Annotated in this window: 11 protein-coding genes and 1 pseudogene; 11 read left to right on the top strand and 1 reads right to left on the bottom strand. The window is 62.1% G+C overall.

Translation table 11 applies throughout. The features are described 5' to 3' along the window. The first annotated feature begins 198 nt into the window (after positions 1 to 198). From pilM to hemE, 10 genes and pseudogenes are all read left to right on the top strand, one after another. Entirely contained in the window at positions 199 to 855 is a 657-nt protein-coding gene (pilM, locus tag BOP93_RS01955; RefSeq protein ID WP_065885701.1) for a type IV pilus biogenesis protein PilM, read from the top strand. Continuing rightward, positions 852 to 1,403 carry a PilN domain-containing protein gene (locus BOP93_RS01960; protein ID WP_104501363.1) on the top strand — a complete coding sequence of 184 codons (552 nt, stop codon included), beginning with the start codon at positions 852 to 854 and terminating at the stop codon, positions 1,401 to 1,403. Before pilM ends, BOP93_RS01960 begins: the two co-directional genes overlap by 4 nt. Continuing rightward, the gene (locus BOP93_RS01965) at positions 1,400 to 2,371 is read left to right on the top strand and encodes a pilus assembly protein PilP (RefSeq protein WP_104501364.1); all 972 of its coding nucleotides are present in this window, start codon (positions 1,400 to 1,402) and stop codon (positions 2,369 to 2,371) included. Before BOP93_RS01960 ends, BOP93_RS01965 begins: the two co-directional genes overlap by 4 nt. A 141-nt stretch (positions 2,372 to 2,512) precedes the next feature. Beyond that, a pseudogene (locus BOP93_RS01970) lies at positions 2,513 to 3,766 on the top strand (type IV pilus secretin PilQ); the annotation flags it as partial. A 4-nt stretch (positions 3,767 to 3,770) separates the two neighbouring features. Further along, positions 3,771 to 4,289 carry a shikimate kinase AroK gene (aroK, locus tag BOP93_RS01975; protein ID WP_065885698.1) on the top strand — a complete coding sequence of 173 codons (519 nt, stop codon included), beginning with the start codon at positions 3,771 to 3,773 and terminating at the stop codon, positions 4,287 to 4,289. A gap of 125 nt (positions 4,290 to 4,414) precedes the next feature. Continuing rightward, positions 4,415 to 5,515: a 3-dehydroquinate synthase gene (aroB, locus tag BOP93_RS01980; protein WP_065885697.1), complete on the top strand. Its 1,101-nt coding sequence runs from the start codon at positions 4,415 to 4,417 to the stop codon at positions 5,513 to 5,515. A gap of 10 nt (positions 5,516 to 5,525) precedes the next feature. Beyond that, positions 5,526 to 7,100, top strand: a complete 1,575-nt coding sequence (locus BOP93_RS01985; protein WP_104501365.1) for an SPOR domain-containing protein — start codon at positions 5,526 to 5,528, stop codon at positions 7,098 to 7,100. Between the two features lie 351 nt (positions 7,101 to 7,451). After that, positions 7,452 to 11,897, top strand: a complete 4,446-nt coding sequence (gltB, locus tag BOP93_RS01995) for a glutamate synthase large subunit (RefSeq protein WP_104501366.1) — start codon at positions 7,452 to 7,454, stop codon at positions 11,895 to 11,897. A gap of 32 nt (positions 11,898 to 11,929) precedes the next feature. After that, positions 11,930 to 13,348, top strand: coding sequence for an FAD-dependent oxidoreductase (locus tag BOP93_RS02000; protein ID WP_065892113.1), 1,419 nt, complete (start codon positions 11,930 to 11,932; stop codon positions 13,346 to 13,348). A 242-nt stretch (positions 13,349 to 13,590) separates the two neighbouring features. Beyond that, positions 13,591 to 14,658 carry a uroporphyrinogen decarboxylase gene (gene hemE, locus BOP93_RS02005; RefSeq protein WP_065892112.1) on the top strand — a complete coding sequence of 356 codons (1,068 nt, stop codon included), beginning with the start codon at positions 13,591 to 13,593 and terminating at the stop codon, positions 14,656 to 14,658. A 122-nt stretch (positions 14,659 to 14,780) separates the two neighbouring features. Here the strand turns inward: hemE and BOP93_RS02010 are convergent, their stop codons facing one another. Then, entirely contained in the window at positions 14,781 to 15,992 is a 1,212-nt protein-coding gene (locus BOP93_RS02010) for an MFS transporter (RefSeq protein WP_430758788.1), read from the bottom strand. A gap of 180 nt (positions 15,993 to 16,172) precedes the next feature. Between BOP93_RS02010 and BOP93_RS02015 the strand changes: the two genes are divergently transcribed. After that, positions 16,173 to 17,066 carry a LysR family transcriptional regulator gene (locus BOP93_RS02015; protein WP_104501368.1) on the top strand — a complete coding sequence of 298 codons (894 nt, stop codon included), beginning with the start codon at positions 16,173 to 16,175 and terminating at the stop codon, positions 17,064 to 17,066. Positions 17,067 to 17,127: the final 61 nt, after the last annotated feature.

Consider the following 17,127-nt stretch of genomic DNA (forward strand, 5'->3'; position numbering starts at 1 on the left):
AGAAAAGAAAGAGTTACGCGTCGGGGCATGCATGGCGAACGATGGATCGACCCGGGCGGCAGATAAAAAGCGGGAAAAAACGCTGGGCATTAAAGCATTTTCGCCTCCGGGCGTCATTCGCACGGCTCAAACAAGTCGACCGAATGCACGGCCCGGAGGCAATCAGGCGGTAAGACAGGCAAAGCTTTAGGGAGTTTTATGGGAAAGGGATTTTTCAGGCGAAAACACGCCATCGTTCTCGGCGTCGACATCAATGACCGAGGTATCAAGCTGATCGAGCTGGGCCGTTCGGCGCAAGGTTTCAGCATTCAGGGCTACGCCGCGCAGGGGTTGCCGGCGCATGCGGTGGTCGATGGCACAGTGCTCGACCTTGAAGGGGCCGGGCGGGCGCTGCAGCAGGCATTATCGCGGCTGCACAGTCGCGCCAGGCACGCAGCCGTGGCCGTCTCGGGCCCGTCGGTGATTACGCGGGTGATCGAAATGGACGCAGGCCTCAGCGACGAAGAGAGGGCCTGGCAGATACACATGGAGGCCGACCAGTACATTCCTTATCCTCTGGACGAAGTTGCCATCGATTTTCAGGTACGCGGCCCGTCGTCCCAGGGCGCCGGGCGGGTGCAGGTCATGTTGGCGGCTTGCCTGCGCGAACAGGTCGAGGCGCGCGAGGCGGTCCTGGGCCTGGCCGGGCTGGTGACGCGGGTGGTGGATGTCGAAGCATTTGCATTGGAGCGCGCTTGCCGTCAGGATTTTGCCAGCTTCACGCCAGGTCATCGAGTCGATGGCGCACAATGGGCCGCCGATGCCCACGGGATGGGAGTGGCTTGCGGGTTGGCCCTGAGGAGTTTCGCTGGATGACACGAATCAATCTTTTGCCTTGGCGCCAACTGCTGGCCGAGCGGCGCCGCAAGTATTTGCTGGTGCTTTTGCTGGCGTTTGCCTGCCTGGCGCTCGCGGCGGTGTGGCTGGCCGATCAAGTGATCGACCAGGCGATAGACCGGCAGGTAACCCGCAACGTGCGCCTGGACGGGAATATCGCCGAGCACGACTTACGGATCAAGACCATCGACGACCTGCAGGAACGAAGCCAGCAATTGGCGCAGCGCATGAAGGTGATGCAGGACCTGCACGACGCTCGCTCTTCCGGCGCTCGGCTGTTCGATCAGTTGGCTCGCGCGATGCCCGATGGCGTTCACCTGCATGAGGTGGTCGCGAACGGCGATACGCTCAGCATCCGCGGCAGTGCCGACAGCAACCAGGATATTGCCCAGTTGATGCGTGGGTTGGAGGCGTCGCAAGGCGGCCATTCGGCGCGGCTCGAGCGTGTTCAGGCAGGCGGTGAGCGCGGCGCTCATCAGTTTCAGTTGATGGTGCGCCAGGGGGAAACCATCGAGGCGCAACCATGAGCCTGTCCGGGCTCGACTTTTCCGCACTCACCTACAACGCTGCAAAATGGCCCTGGTCTGGAAAGGTCCTGCTTGGCTGTGCGCTGGGCGGCCTGGTGCTGTTGATAGCGGAGGTGTCATACCTGGGCGCTTCGCGAGCGCGATTACACGGGTTGGAGGCGCGCGAGCAAGTGCTGCGCGGGCAGCTTGAACAGAGTGCCGGTGTGGCCGCAGACCTTGAGGCGCACACCGAGCGCGTCAGGGTGATGGAAGACACCGTCGCGGATCTTCAAGGGCAACTGTCCGGTGACGCTGCAGTGCCGGACTTGCTTGAAGACATCGCTCGGCTGGCGGTTGCCAAGGGCGTATGGGTCGAGGGCGTCGAGGTGATGGACGAGGCGCCGCAGCCGTTCCATGTCGAACAGCCCTTGAAGGTTGGCGTTACAGGGGGTTATCACGACCTGGCGGCGTTCGTCAGCGCCCTGGGTAGTTCGCAGCGCGTCGTCACGGTGCATGACCTGGCGTTGCGCTCGGAAGGGGCTTTGTTGCGGCTGGAGCTGCTGATCAAGGCCTATCGAGGCGTTTTCCAGGGGGGCAAGGCATCACAGGCGGGCGTCCCGGCTCCGCGCTTTGTGTACGACGCGACCTCCCTGCGCGACCCGTTTCAACTGACAGCCTTGCAACCGGATCATTCGCCTGGGCGGCCCGCCCCTGCTCCGGATCTCACACGGCCGCGCGGGCTGCTGGAGGGCATCGCAATCGACCAGTTCGACATGGTCGGTACGCTGTCCGGCGGCGGGCAGAGCTTTGCGTTGCTGCGTGCCGGATCAACGGTGCATCGGCTGGCGGTCGGCGACTACCTCGGGCCGGATCATGGTCAGGTCACGGCCATCCAGGACGGCCATGTGGAACTGGTCGAGCGTTTTCCCGATGAACAGGGCCTCTGGCTGGAGCGCCCACGAACGCTGGTGTTGAACGTCAATTCATAACGGAATCAAACAATGAAAAGGATTTTCTTGTCCTTCGGCGTGGCGCTATGGATAGCGTTCACGGTGCCGATGGCTGCTGCTGTGCCCAATCGCGTCGACCTTATCCATCTGCCGCCGCCTGAAAGCACGTCGTCGGCCGACTACACAGGCGACACACTGAACCTTAATTTCCAGAACATCGATTTGCGCGCGGCATTGCAGCAAATCGCCGATGTCGCCGGGCTGAACCTGGTGGCCGCAGACGAGGTGCAGGGTTCGATCACCCTGCGGCTCAAGGACGTGCCCTGGGACCAGGCGCTGGACCTGGTGTTGCAAGCCAAGGGGTTGGACAAGCGGGTCAAGGCCGGCGTCTTGCTGGTGGCCCCCGCCGACGAATTGGCCGCACGCGAACTGCTGACGCTGGAGGCGCGCAAGCAGATGGCCGAACTGGCGCCGTTGCGCCGGGAGTTGCTGCAGGTCAATTACGCCAAGGCGGCGGACCTGGCCAAGCTGTTCCAGTCCATGGCCGGCTTTGAAGGCGCGACCGACGAGCGCGGCTCGGTGGCGGTGGATGATCGCACCAACAATATCATCGCCTACCAGACCGCAGAGCGGCTGCAAGAGCTGCGGCGGATCGTGGCGCAGTTGGACGTCCCGGTGCGCCAGGTGATGATCGAGGCGCGCATTGTCGAGGCCAATGTCGATTACGACAAAAGCCTGGGCGTGCGCTGGGGTGGGCGGCTCAATCGCGGCAATTGGGGCGCCGGCGGTATTTCAAAACCCCCGGCAGATGGCGCGCAGCCACCGCAGAATCCACCCAGTTCACCCTTTGTCGATTTGGGTTCGCTGACCGGCACCTCGGGTCTGGGGCTGGCGTTTATCACCGACAACCTGCTGCTGGACCTTGAGCTGACCGCCATGGAAAAGTCCGGCAACGGCGAAATCGTCTCGCAGCCCAAGGTGGTCACCTCGGACAAGGAAACCGCGCGCATTCTCAAGGGCACCGAGATTCCCTACCAGGAATCCACGTCCCAGGGCGCCACCTCGGTGTCGTTCAAGGAAGCTTCGCTGTCGTTGGAGGTCACGCCGCAGATCACCCCCGACGATCATGTGATCATGGTGGTCAAAGTCACCAAGGACGAACCCGACTATTTGAACAAACTCAACGACGTGCCGCCGATCAAGAAAAACGAGGTCAATGCCAAGGTCCTGGTCAAGGATGGCGAGACCATTGTCATCGGCGGGGTTTTCTCCAATACCCAGAGCAAAGTGCTAGATAAAGTGCCATTTTTGGGCGATGTGCCGTATCTTGGCCGCCTTTTCCGGCGCGATGTGCGGTCGGAGAAAAAATCCGAGCTGCTGGTATTCCTGACTCCGCGTATCATGAATAACCAGGCGATTGCTGTGAGTCGTTGATTCTGTGCGAAATTTGATTCTTGTAGGGCCGATGGGGGCTGGAAAAAGCACCATCGGCCGTTTGCTGGCCAAAGAGCTGCGCCTGCCGTTCAAAGATTCCGATAAGGAAATTGAATTGCGCACGGGTGCCAATATCCCATGGATCTTCGATAAGGAAGGCGAACTGGGCTTTCGCGACCGCGAGCAGGCAATGATTGCCGAGCTGTGCGGCTGCGATGGCGTGGTATTGGCCACCGGCGGAGGCGCAGTGATGCGTGATGAGAATCGCCGCGCCCTGCATGCCGGTGGTCGGGTGGTGTATCTGCATGCCTCGGTCGAGCAGCAGGTGGGCCGCACGGCTCGTGATCGCAATCGCCCATTGCTGCGCACGGCCAACCCGGAAAAAACCCTGCGGGACCTGCTTGCGCTGCGCGATCCGCTGTATCGGGAGATCGCCGATCTGGTTGTGGAAACCGATGAACGGCCGCCCCGAATGGTGGTACTCGATATTCTTGAGCGCCTGCAACGGCTGGCACCCCGTTAAAGCCTGGCCGCAAATGCGCTATTCTCGGCGGCGCGCCATGACCTTGCGGGGTATGGCGTAGAGCCAGCAGGCAGCGTCTGATCCAGGCGTTACCGGTCGTCACACTATCTTCAACGCGGGGACACATGCAGACACTTAAGGTCGATCTAGGCGAGCGCAGCTACCCGATCCATATTGGCGAAGGTCTGTTGGACCTGCCCGAACTGCTCGCACCGCATATTGCCGGTCGGCAGGTGGCGATCATCTCCAACGAAACGGTGGCGCCGCTGTATCTGGAGCGTCTGAGCCGCAGCCTGGCGGCGTACTCGGTGATCTCGGTAATCCTGCCCGACGGCGAAGCCCACAAGAACTGGGAAACCCTGCAGCTGATTTTCGATGGCCTGCTGCGCGCACGGCATGACCGCCGCACCACCGTGGTCGCCCTGGGCGGCGGTGTGATCGGCGACATGGCCGGCTTCGCGGCCGCCTGCTACCAGCGTGGCGTGGACTTTATCCAGGTGCCGACCACGCTGTTGTCCCAGGTCGATTCATCGGTGGGCGGCAAGACCGGCATCAACCATCCGCTGGGCAAGAACATGGTCGGCGCGTTCTATCAGCCGCAGGCCGTGCTGATCGACACGGCCACCCTCAACACCTTGCCACCCCGCGAGCTGTCGGCGGGCCTGGCGGAAGTGATCAAGTACGGGCTGATCTGCGACGAGCCCTTCCTGACCTGGCTGGAAGAACACATGGACGCCCTGCGCGCCCTCGACCAGGTGGCACTCACCGAGGCAATTTCCCGCTCCTGCGCAGCCAAGGCGCTGGTGGTGAATGCCGACGAACGGGAGTCCGGTGTACGGGCTACCCTGAACCTGGGCCATACCTTCGGCCATGCGATCGAAACCCACATGGGCTATGGTGTGTGGCTGCATGGGGAAGCCGTCGCGGCTGGCACTGTGATGGCATTGGAGATGTCGCAGCGCCTGGGCTGGATCAGCGCCCAGGAGCGTGATCGCGGTATCCGTCTGTTCCAGCGCGCCGGTTTGCCGGTGATTCCGCCGTCTGAAATGACCGAGGCGGATTTCCTGGAGCACATGGCAATAGACAAGAAAGTGATCGACGGTCGCCTGCGGCTGGTGCTGTTGCGCCACATGGGCGAAGCGGTGGTGACCGACGATTATCCGAAAGAGATTTTACAGGCCACGCTGGGAGCGGATTACCGCGCCCTGGCCCAGCTTAAAGGTTAATAAGATCCCGATGACTAGTTTGCATGCCGACGAGGCGTTCCTCGGCCATTATCACCTGAGCCATGACCCTTTCGCTCCACGGGTGCCTGGTTTCAAATTCTTCCCTGCCCAGCGCAAGCCGGTACTGGGGCAATTGCACCACCTCGCGCGCTACAGCCAGTTGCTGCTGGTGGTCACGGGGCCGTTGGGCAGCGGCAAGACATTGCTGCGCCAGGCGCTGGTCGCCAGCACCAACAAGCAATCGGTGCAGAGCGTCGTGGTTTCGGCCCGTGGCGCCGGTGATGCGGCCGGCGTGCTGCGCCAGGTGGCGCAGGCGCTGGATGTCGCCAACGCCGAGCCGAACGCGATCCTCAAGCAGGTGGTGCAACTGGGCCTGACCGGCCAGGAAGTCTATCTGCTGGTGGATGACGCCGAGCAACTCGACGAGTCCGCCCTGGAAGCATTGCTGGCGCTGGCGGCGGGTACGCCGGAAGGTCGTCCCCATGTGTTCCTGTTCGGTGAGTCGTCGCTGATCGCCGATCTGGAACAGATCAGCGGTGAGCAAGAGCTGTTCCACGTCATCGAATTGCAGCCGTACGAAGAGGAAGAGACCCGCGAATACCTGGCTCAGCGCCTCGAAGGTGCGGGGGCCGGTATCGAACTTTTCTCCGCTGCGCAGATCTCTGATATTCACGAAAGCTCCGATGGCTGGCCTGGCAACATCAATCAGGTTGCCCGCGATGCAATGATCGAAGCCATGATTGCCAGCCGCTCTGCGGTCAAGCGTCCAAAGATGGGGTTCACTATGCCTAAGAAGCACGTATTGGCTATTTCCGCCGTTGTCGTGGTCGCCGTGGCCGCCGCCTGGTTGATTCCAGGCCGCAGCAAGGCGCCGACCACCGCTGGCGCGCCAACCGAACAGGCGCAGTTGCCACTGGGCAAGCCCACGCCAAATGTCGAATTCGCCAACTCCGGCCAACCGACCAACCTGCCGATGGTCGGCCAACCGGTCATGCGTGGCCCGCTGGCTGAGGAAGCCGGTGGCATCTCCGAAGGCGACGACGGTGTGCCGGTGGAAGGCTCCAGCGCCACGCCGCCAACCGTGACGACCACCGCACCGCCTTCGGGCGTACCGGCAGGCACGCCAGCCACCCCAGTGGCCCCCGCCACCCCGGTTGCGCCGGCCGCCAAGCCGACGCCGGCGCCGACGGTTGCCACGGCCAAGCCAGCACCGGTTGCCAAACCAACTCCGGCTCCCGCGCCTGCGGCCAAGCCTGCTGAAAAACCTGCCGCCACCGTCGCCAAAGCCGGCGCCGCCGGCAGCAGCTGGTACAGCAGCCAGCCCACCGGCAATTTCGTGGTGCAGATCCTCGGCACCAGTTCCGAGGCCAATGCCCAGGCATTCGTCAAGGAGCAGGGCGGCCAGTACCGTTACTTCAAGAAAGTGCTCAACGGCAAGCCTCTGTACGTGATCACCTACGGCAGCTTCCCAAGCCGCGCCGCAGCCGATTCTGCCATCAAAGCCTTGCCAGCGAAGGTTCAGGCTGGTAAACCTTGGCCTCGCACTGTCGCCAGCGTTCAACAAGAACTCGCGACAACTCGCTGAAGATCCGGCGGCCTTACCCAGGCCGCCCTCCCAGCACCTCAAAAAAAACGACAACAGCGTGCAGCCCTGAAGGCCGCGCGCTTTGTGGTGTCTGCGTCACGGTAGCTTTTGAGTCGTAGCGGTCAGAATTAAAAAAGTTTTGACTAGCACAGCATATCGCTTTAAACCTTTCATAAATGCGACATAGATTTGCGACATTTCGTCGCTAAATTTGTGAGCGTCTGTGTCGGTGTGTACAATGACCTCCCTTTTGCCCCCGCTAAGCCGGCGTACGTTCGGCGTGGAAGGTAACCGGTTGAATTGAAAAGAAATTTGCCTCGATAGAAGAGGCAGCCTGGTGAGAAAGTGTCTATGAAAGCAGGTCTGTACCAACCCGATGAATTCAAGGATAACTGCGGTTTCGGCCTGATAGCCCACATGCAGGGCGAGCCCAGTCATACCCTTTTACAAACGGCCATCGAGGCCCTGACCTGCATGACCCACCGCGGTGGGATCAACGCCGACGGCAAGACCGGTGACGGTTGCGGCTTGCTGATTCAAAAGCCCGACCAGTTCCTGCGCGCCGTTGCCAAAGAGCATTTCGCTGTCGACCTGCCCAAGCAATACGCGGTGGGCATGGTGTTCTTCAACCAGGACCCGGTCAAAGCCGAAGCCGCTCGCGAGAACATGAACCGCGAGATCGTCGCCGCCGGCCTGCAACTGATCGGCTGGCGCAAAGTGCCGATCGACACCAGCGTGCTCGGCCGCCTGGCCAACGAGCGCCTGCCGCAGATCGAGCAGGTGTTCATCGCAGGCGACGGCCTGAGCGATCAGGACATGGCGATCAAGCTGTTCACCTCGCGTCGTCGTTCGTCGGTGCTCAACGCCGCCGACACCGACCACTACATCTGCAGCTTTTCCCACAAGACCATCATTTACAAAGGCCTGATGATGCCGGCGGACCTCACCGCCTTCTATCCGGACCTGAGCGACGAGCGCTTGCAAACCGCGATCTGCGTGTTCCACCAGCGCTTTTCCACCAACACCCTGCCGAAATGGCCGCTGGCCCAGCCATTTCGCTTCCTCGCCCACAACGGCGAGATCAACACCATCACCGGCAACCGCAACTGGGCCGTGGCCCGTCGCACCAAGTTCGCCAACGATCTGATGGACCTCGAAGAGCTCGGCCCGCTGGTCAACCGCGTGGGTTCGGACTCCTCGAGCATGGACAACATGCTCGAGTTGATGGTCACCGGCGGCATCGACCTGTTCCGTGGCGTGCGCATGATCATTCCGCCTGCGTGGCAGAACGTCGAGACCATGGACCCGGACCTGCGGGCGTTCTACGAATACAACTCGATGCACATGGAACCGTGGGACGGCCCGGCCGGCGTGGTCATGACCGACGGCCGCTACGCGGTGTGCCTGCTCGACCGTAACGGTCTGCGCCCGGCGCGCTGGGTCACCACCACTAACGGCTTTATCACCCTGGCCTCGGAAATCGGTGTGTGGGACTACAAGCCGGAAGACGTCATCGCCAAAGGCCGCGTGGGCCCTGGCCAGATCCTCGCCGTGGACACCGAAACCGGGCAGATCCTCGACACTGACGCCATCGACAACCGCCTCAAGTCCCGTCACCCGTACAAGCAATGGCTGCGCAAGAACGCCCTGCGCATCCAGGCGACCATGGAAGACAACGACCACGGTTCGGCTTTCTACGACGTCGATCAGCTCAAGCAATACATGAAGATGTACCAGGTCACGTTCGAAGAGCGCGACCAGGTGCTGCGCCCGCTCGGCGAGCAAGGCTACGAAGCCGTCGGCTCCATGGGCGACGACACGCCGATGGCCGTGCTGTCCCAGCGCGTGCGCACGCCGTACGACTACTTCCGCCAGCAATTCGCCCAGGTGACCAACCCACCGATCGACCCGCTGCGCGAAGCCATCGTGATGTCGCTGGAAGTGTGTCTCGGTGCCGAGCGCAACATTTTCCAGGAATCGCCGGAGCACGCTTCCCGTGTGATCCTTAGCTCGCCGGTGGTTTCCCCGGCCAAGTGGCGCTCGCTGATGACCCTGGAACGTCCAGGCTTCGACCGCCAGATCATCGACCTGAACTACGACGAGAGCCTCGGCCTTGAAGCCGCTGTGCGCAACGTCGCCGACCAGGCCGAAGAAGCCGTGCGTGCCGGTCGTACCCAGATCGTGCTGACCGACCGGCATATCGCGCCGGGCAAGTTGCCGATCCACGCATCCCTGGCCACCGGCGCTGTGCATCACCGCCTGACCGAGAAAGGCCTGCGCTGCGACTCGAACATCCTTGTGGAAACCGCCACTGCCCGCGACCCGCACCATTTCGCGGTGTTGATCGGTTTCGGCGCGTCGGCTGTGTACCCGTTCCTCGCGTACGAAGTGCTGGGCGACCTGATCCGTACCGGTGAAGTGCTGGGCGACCTCTACGAGGTGTTCAAGAACTACCGCAAGGGCATCACCAAAGGCCTGCTGAAGATCCTGTCGAAGATGGGCATCTCCACCGTAACCTCGTATCGCGGCGCCCAGTTGTTCGAAGCCATCGGCCTGTCCGAAGAAGTCTGTGAGTTGAGCTTCCGTGGCGTGCCGAGTCGTATCAAGGGCGCGCGTTTCGTCGATATCGAAGCCGAACAGAAAGCCCTGGCGGCTGAAGCCTGGAGCGCGCGCAAGCCGATCCAGCAAGGCGGCCTGCTCAAGTTCGTGCACGGTGGCGAATACCACGCCTACAACCCGGACGTGGTCAGCACCCTGCAAGCCGCTGTGCAGCAGGGCGACTACGCCAAGTTCAAGCAGTACACGAGCCTGGTGGATAACCGCCCGGTGTCGATGATCCGCGACCTGTTCAAGGTGAAGACCCTGGACACGCCGATGGACATCGCCGAAGTCGAGCCGCTGGAATCTATCCTCAAGCGCTTCGACTCCGCCGGTATTTCCCTGGGCGCCTTGTCGCCCGAGGCCCACGAAGCCCTGGCCGAAGCCATGAACCGCCTGGGTGCGCGTTCCAACTCCGGCGAAGGCGGTGAAGACCCGGCGCGCTACGGCACGCTCAAAAGCTCGAAAATCAAGCAGGTGGCAACCGGCCGGTTCGGTGTGACCCCGGAATACCTGGTCAACGCCGAAGTGCTGCAGATCAAGGTGGCCCAGGGCGCCAAGCCGGGGGAGGGTGGTCAACTGCCGGGCGGCAAGGTCAACGGCCTCATCGCCAAGCTGCGTTATGCAGTGCCGGGCGTGACGCTGATTTCGCCGCCACCGCACCACGACATCTACTCGATTGAAGACTTGTCGCAGCTGATTTTCGACTTGAAACAAGTCAACCCGCAGGCGCTGGTCTCGGTGAAACTGGTGGCGGAAGCCGGCGTCGGCACCATCGCCGCCGGTGTGGCCAAAGCCTATGCCGACCTGATCACCATCTCCGGCTATGACGGCGGCACCGGTGCTTCGCCGTTGACCTCGATCAAGTACGCCGGTGCGCCGTGGGAGCTGGGCCTGGCCGAAACCCACCAGACCCTGCGCGGCAACGACCTGCGCGGCAAAGTGCGGGTACAGACCGACGGCGGCCTGAAAACTGGCCTCGACGTGATCAAGGCCGCAATCCTTGGCGCCGAAAGCTTCGGCTTCGGTACTGCGCCGATGATTGCCCTGGGCTGCAAATACCTGCGCATCTGCCACCTGAACAACTGCGCCACCGGCGTGGCCACTCAGAACGAAAAGCTGCGCAAGGACCACTACATCGGCACCGTCGACATGGTGGTGAATTTCTTCACCTACGTCGCCGAAGAAACCCGTGAGTGGCTGGCCAAGCTCGGCGTGCGCTCGCTGGAAGAGCTGATCGGGCGTACCGACCTGCTCGAAGTGCTCGAAGGCCAGACCGCCAAGCAACAACATTTGGACCTGACGCCGCTGTTGGGCAGCGATCACATCCCGGCAGACAAGCCACAATTCTGCCAGGTGGACCGCAACCCTCCGTTCGACAAAGGCCTGTTGGCCGAGAAAATGGTCGAGATGGCCGGCTCCTCGATCAACGACGCCAGCGGTGGCGAATTCGCCCTGGACATCTGCAACTGCGACCGTTCCATCGGCGCGCGCATCTCCGGTGAAATCGCGCGCAGGCACGGCAACCAGGGCATGGCGAAAGCGCCGATCACCTTCCGCTTCAAGGGTACTGCCGGCCAGAGTTTTGGTGTGTGGAACGCCGGCGGCCTGCATATGTACCTCGAAGGCGACGCCAACGACTACGTGGGCAAGGGCATGACCGGCGGCAAGCTGGTGATCGTTCCGCCTAAAGGCAGCGTCTACAAGAGCCAGGACAGTGCCATCATCGGCAACACCTGCCTGTACGGCGCCACTGGTGGCAAGTTGTTCGCCGCCGGCACCGCCGGTGAGCGTTTCGCCGTGCGTAACTCCGGGGCCCACACAGTTGTGGAAGGCACCGGCGATCACTGCTGCGAGTACATGACCGGGGGCTTTGTCGCGGTACTGGGCAAGACCGGTTACAACTTCGGCTCAGGCATGACCGGCGGTTTCGCCTACGTGCTCGACCAGGACAACACCTTCGTCGACAAGGTCAACCACGAGTTGGTCGAGATCCAGCGGATCAGCGGCGAAGCCATGGAATCCTACCGGAACCACTTGCAGCACGTGCTGGACGAGTATGTCGAGGAGACCGGCAGCGAATGGGGTCGTAACCTCGCCGAAAACCTCGATGATTACCTGCGTCGTTTCTGGCTGGTCAAGCCCAAGGCTGCCAACCTGAAATCGTTGCTTTCCAGCATCCGTGCCAACCCGCAGTGATATGCGCCTGAAGAGTTTGATGAGGTTTTAACATGGCTGAACGTCTGAATAACGACTTCCAGTTCATCGATGTCGGGCGCAAAGATCCGAAGAAGAAACTGTTGCGTCAACGCAAGAAAGAGTTCGTGGAAATCTACGAGCCCTTCAAACCCCAGCACTCGGCCGACCAGGCCCACCGCTGCCTGGGGTGCGGTAACCCGTATTGCGAATGGAAGTGCCCGGTGCACAACTTCATTCCCAACTGGCTGAAGCTTGTGGCCGAGGGCAACATCCTCGCCGCCGCCGAGCTGTCGCACCAGACCAATACCCTGCCGGAAGTCTGCGGCAGGGTGTGCCCGCAGGATCGTCTGTGCGAGGGTGCCTGCACCCTTAACGACGGCTTTGGCGCGGTGACCATCGGTTCGGTGGAGAAGTACATCACCGACACCGCGTTCGCCATGGGCTGGCGCCCGGACATGTCCAAGGTCAAGCCGACCGGCAAGCGTGTCGCCATCATCGGCGCGGGCCCGGCGGGCCTGGGCTGTGCCGACGTGCTGGTACGTGGCGGCGTGACCCCGGTGGTGTTCGACAAGAACCCGGAAATCGGCGGCCTGCTGACCTTCGGCATCCCCGAGTTCAAGCTGGAAAAGACCGTGTTGAGCAATCGCCGCGAAGTGTTCACCGGCATGGGCATCGAGTTCCGCCTCAACACCGAGATCGGCAAAGACATCACCATGGAGCAACTGCTCGCCGAATACGACGCCGTGTTCATGGGCATGGGCACCTACACCTACATGAAGGGCGGCTTTGCCGGTGAGGATTTGCCGGGCGTGTACGACGCGCTGGATTTCCTGATCGCCAACGTCAACCGCAACCTGGGCTTTGAAAAGTCGCCGGAAGATTTCGTCGACATGAAAGGCAAGAAGGTCGTGGTGCTCGGCGGTGGCGACACTGCGATGGACTGCAACCGCACCTCGATCCGCCAGGGCGCCAAGTCGGTGACCTGTGCTTATCGTCGTGACGAAGCCAACATGCCTGGTTCGCGTAAAGAGGTGAAGAACGCCAAGGAAGAAGGTGTGAGATTCCTCTATAACCGCCAGCCGATCGCCATCGTCGGTGAAGACCGCGTCGAAGGTGTGAAGGTGGTCGAGACCCGTCTTGGCGAACCGGATGCCCGTGGCCGTCGCAGCCCCGAGCCGATCCCGGGTTCCGAAGAGATCATCCCGGCCGACGCCGTGGTCATCGCCTTCGGTTTCCGCCCAAGCCCGGCGCCGTGGTTCGAGCAGTTCGCGATCCAGACCGACAGCCAGGGCCGCGTCGTCGCCCCGGAGCAGGGCCAGTACAAGCACCAGACCAGCAACCCGAAAATCTTCGCTGGTGGCGACATGGTGCGCGGCTCTGATTTGGTGGTAACCGCGATCTTCGAAGGCCGCAACGCCGCCGAAGGCATCCTGGACTACCTGCAGGTCTGACCCCGATCCCAGGTTGAAATGGGGTCAAAATGTGGGAGGGGGCTTGCCCCCGATAGCGCTGCATCAGTCACCAGATTCACTGACTGACCCACCGCCATCGGGAGCAAGCCCCCTCCCACAGTTGTTTTGCAGCGCTTTCAAGTCCGCGACAAATTGACCCGATAGACAAAAGGCACGGCGCATTCCGTGCCTTTTGCGTCGCGCTCTGAGAAAATGCCCGCACTTTTTTTGCGGATGCCGACATGACTGCCCTCAAGAACGACCGTTTCCTTCGTGCCCTGCTCAAGCAACCCGTAGACGTCACGCCCGTATGGATGATGCGCCAGGCCGGTCGCTACCTGCCGGAATACCGCGCCAGTCGCGCCCATGCCGGCGACTTCATGAGCCTGTGCATGAATCCTGCGTTCGCCTGCGAAGTCACGATGCAGCCGCTGGACCGCTACCCCCAACTGGACGCGGCCATTCTCTTTTCCGATATCCTCACCATCCCCGACGCCATGGGCCAGGGCCTGTACTTCGAGACGGGTGAAGGCCCGCGTTTCAGGAAAGTCGTCAGCACCTTGGCCGATATCGAAGCCCTGCCGATCCCGGACCCGCACAAAGACCTCGGCTACGTGATGGACGCCGTGAGCACCATCCGCCGCGAGCTTAACGGCCGCGTGCCGCTGATCGGCTTCTCCGGCAGCCCCTGGACCCTGGCCACCTACATGGTCGAAGGCGGCTCGTCGAAAGACTTCCGCAAGACCAAGGCCATGCTCTACGACAACCCGCACGCCATGCACCTGCTGCTGGACAAGCTGGCGCAGTCGGTCACCGCGTACCTCAATGGCCAGATCATGGCCGGCGCGCAAGCGGTGCAGATCTTTGACACCTGGGGCGGCAACCTCTCGGCGGCGGCCTACCAGGAATTCTCCCTGGCCTACATGCGCAAGATCGTCAGCGGCCTCATCCGCGAACACGAAGGCCGCAAGGTGCCGGTGATCCTGTTCACCAAGGGCGGCGGCCTGTGGCTGGAAAGCATCGCCGACGCGGGCGCCGATGCATTGGGTCTGGATTGGACCTGCGATATCGGCGAAGCCCGCCGTCGCGTTGGCGGTCAAGTTGCCCTGCAAGGCAACATGGACCCCACCGTGCTGTACGCCAAGCCGGAAGCGATCCGCACCGAAGTCGGCCGCATCCTTGCCAGTTACGGCAAGGGCACCGGTCACGTGTTCAACCTCGGCCATGGCATCACCCCGGAAGTGAACCCGGAGCACGCGGGTGCCTTCCTGCGCGCGGTGCATGAACTGTCGGCGCAATACCACGAATAAAACACAGAGCAAAAATGTGGGAGGGGGCTTGCCCCCGATAGCAGAGTGTCAGTCAACAGATTCATTGACTGGATCACCGCTATCGGGGGCAAGCCCCCTCCCACATTAAAAGCCAGAAACCTTCAGACCTGCCCCAACGGCGGCAACTTCGCCAGCTTCAACGCCACCAGCAACGCGCCAATCAGCAGCGCGACGATAAACCCGCCAATCCCGTTCCATCCGCCCAAGTGCCAGAAGAACCCGCCCGCCGTCCCGGCAATGCTTGACCCTGCGTAATAGCAAAACAGATACAGCGACGACGCTTGTCCCTTGGCCTTCACCGCACGCCGCCCGATCCAGCTGCTGGCTACCGAATGGGCGCCGAAGAAGCCGAAGGTAAAGATCAGCATACCCGGCACCACCAGCCATAGCGGGGTGAACAGCGTCAGGGCCATGCCGGCGAGCATCAGCACAATGGTGGCCCACAGCACGCGACGGCGGCCCAGGCGGTCGGCCAGAGAGCCGATTTTCGCCGAGCTGTAGATGCCTGACAGGTACACCAGCGACAGCAGGCCGACCACAGCCTGGCTGAGGTCATACGGGTCGGCCAGCAGGCGATAGCCGATGTAGTTGAACAGGGTCACGAACGCTCCCATCAGCAGGAACGCTTCCAGGAACAACCACGGCAGGCCCGCGTCCTTGAAGTGCATCACGAAGCCATCGAGCAGGTTGCGCGGCTTGAGGCTGCTGGCGCGGAAGTTGCGCGACTCTGGGAGGATTTTCCAGAACACCGTGGCGGCGATCAGCGCCAGGCCGCCGATGATCAGCATGGCGGTGTGCCAACTGACGAAGTCGATCAATACCCCGATGATCAACCTCCCGCTCATGCCACCAATCGCATTGCCGCCGATGTACAGGCCCATGGCCAGGCCGATGTGCTGCGGGTGGATCTCTTCGCTCAGGTAGGTCATGGCCACGGCGGCCAGGCCACTCAAGGACAAGCCCACCAGCGCACGCATGAGCAGGATGCCCTCCCAGCTCGGCATCAAACCGCTGGCGATGGTAGCCAGCGCTGCACAGAACAGCGCGGCGACCATCACCGGCTTGCGCCCCAGCCGGTCGGAAATCGGCCCGGTGATCAGCAGGCCGAAGGCAAGCATCGCCGTGGCGACCGACAGGATCAGACTGCTTTGCGCGGCATTGATGGAAAATTCGTGGGACAGCGCCGGCATCATCGGCTGTACGCAATACAACAGGGCAAAGGTGGCAAACCCGCCGGAGAACAGCGCCAGCACCGTGCGCATGAACATCGGCGTGCCTTTTTCGATGTACTCGTCATTGAGCTGTGCCACCACGTCATCGAGGGCTGAAGGCGGGGTGTGTTGGGCAAGCGGAGCAACAGCAGGATTCACGGGGACCTCGGGGAGGAAAGTCTGCCAGGACTGACAATACGAAAAAGAATATAGCTGGCTAATGATTCTTTCCAATATATTGTTCGACCTGTTTGATAGCTTTAACGACCTAATGAGGCTGGCATGGAATTACGTCATTTGCGGTACTTCATCGCCGTCGCCGAGGAGCTGCATTTCGGCCGCGCCGCGCAGGTGCTGGGCATCTCGCAACCGCCACTGAGCCAGCAGATCCAGGCATTGGAGCAAGAGGTGGGGGCGCGGTTGTTTGAGCGGACCAATCGTCGGGTCGAGCTGAGCGAAGCGGGACGCCTGTTTCTGCACGAGGCGCGCCTGGTGCTGGCGCAAGTGGATAAAGCGGCGGACGTCGCGCGGCGGGCGCAGATGGGAGAGCTGGGAGAGCTGAAAATCGGATTCACCTCGTCGGCGCCATTCAACGCCAGCATCCCCCAGGCGATCTTTGCGTTTCGCCAAGCCTTTCCAGCCGTGCACTTGAGCCTGCAGGAAATGAGCAGCACCGAGGTGGCCGAGTCGCTGGTGGATGAATCGATCCAGGTCGGGCTGATGCGGCCTTTGCCGTTGCCCGACTCACTGTGTGTGGTCGAGCTGATGCGCGAGCCCCTGGTGGCGGTACTGAACGCCGGGCACCCGTTGGCCCAGGGCAGCGAGCGCGGCTTGCACCTGGCGCAGTTGGCAGAAGAGCCGTTCGTGTTTTTCCCGCGTACCTACGGCAGCGGTCTCTATGCGCAACTGCTCAGCCTGTGCCGTGACGCCGGCTTCAGCCCGCATGTCGCCCAGGAGGCGGGGGAGGCGATGACCATCATCGGCCTGGTGGCGGCGGGATTGGGCGTATCGGTGCTGCCGGCGTCGTATCAACGAATACGGATCGACGGCGTGGTGTATCGCACGTTGCTGGACCCGGAAGCGGTGACCGCGGTATGGCTGGTGCAGCGCAAGGGCGCGCAGACGCCGATGGCGAGGGCGTTTGTGGAATTGTTGACGCGTAGGGCGGTGGCGTAGGTATGTTCACATATCAGGTAACGCAACCAGCTTAGTGATTGGCCGGAAATGTGCGCAGAAT

This window comes from Pseudomonas orientalis, assembly GCF_002934065.1.
Taxonomy (GTDB): domain Bacteria; phylum Pseudomonadota; class Gammaproteobacteria; order Pseudomonadales; family Pseudomonadaceae; genus Aquipseudomonas; species Aquipseudomonas orientalis_A.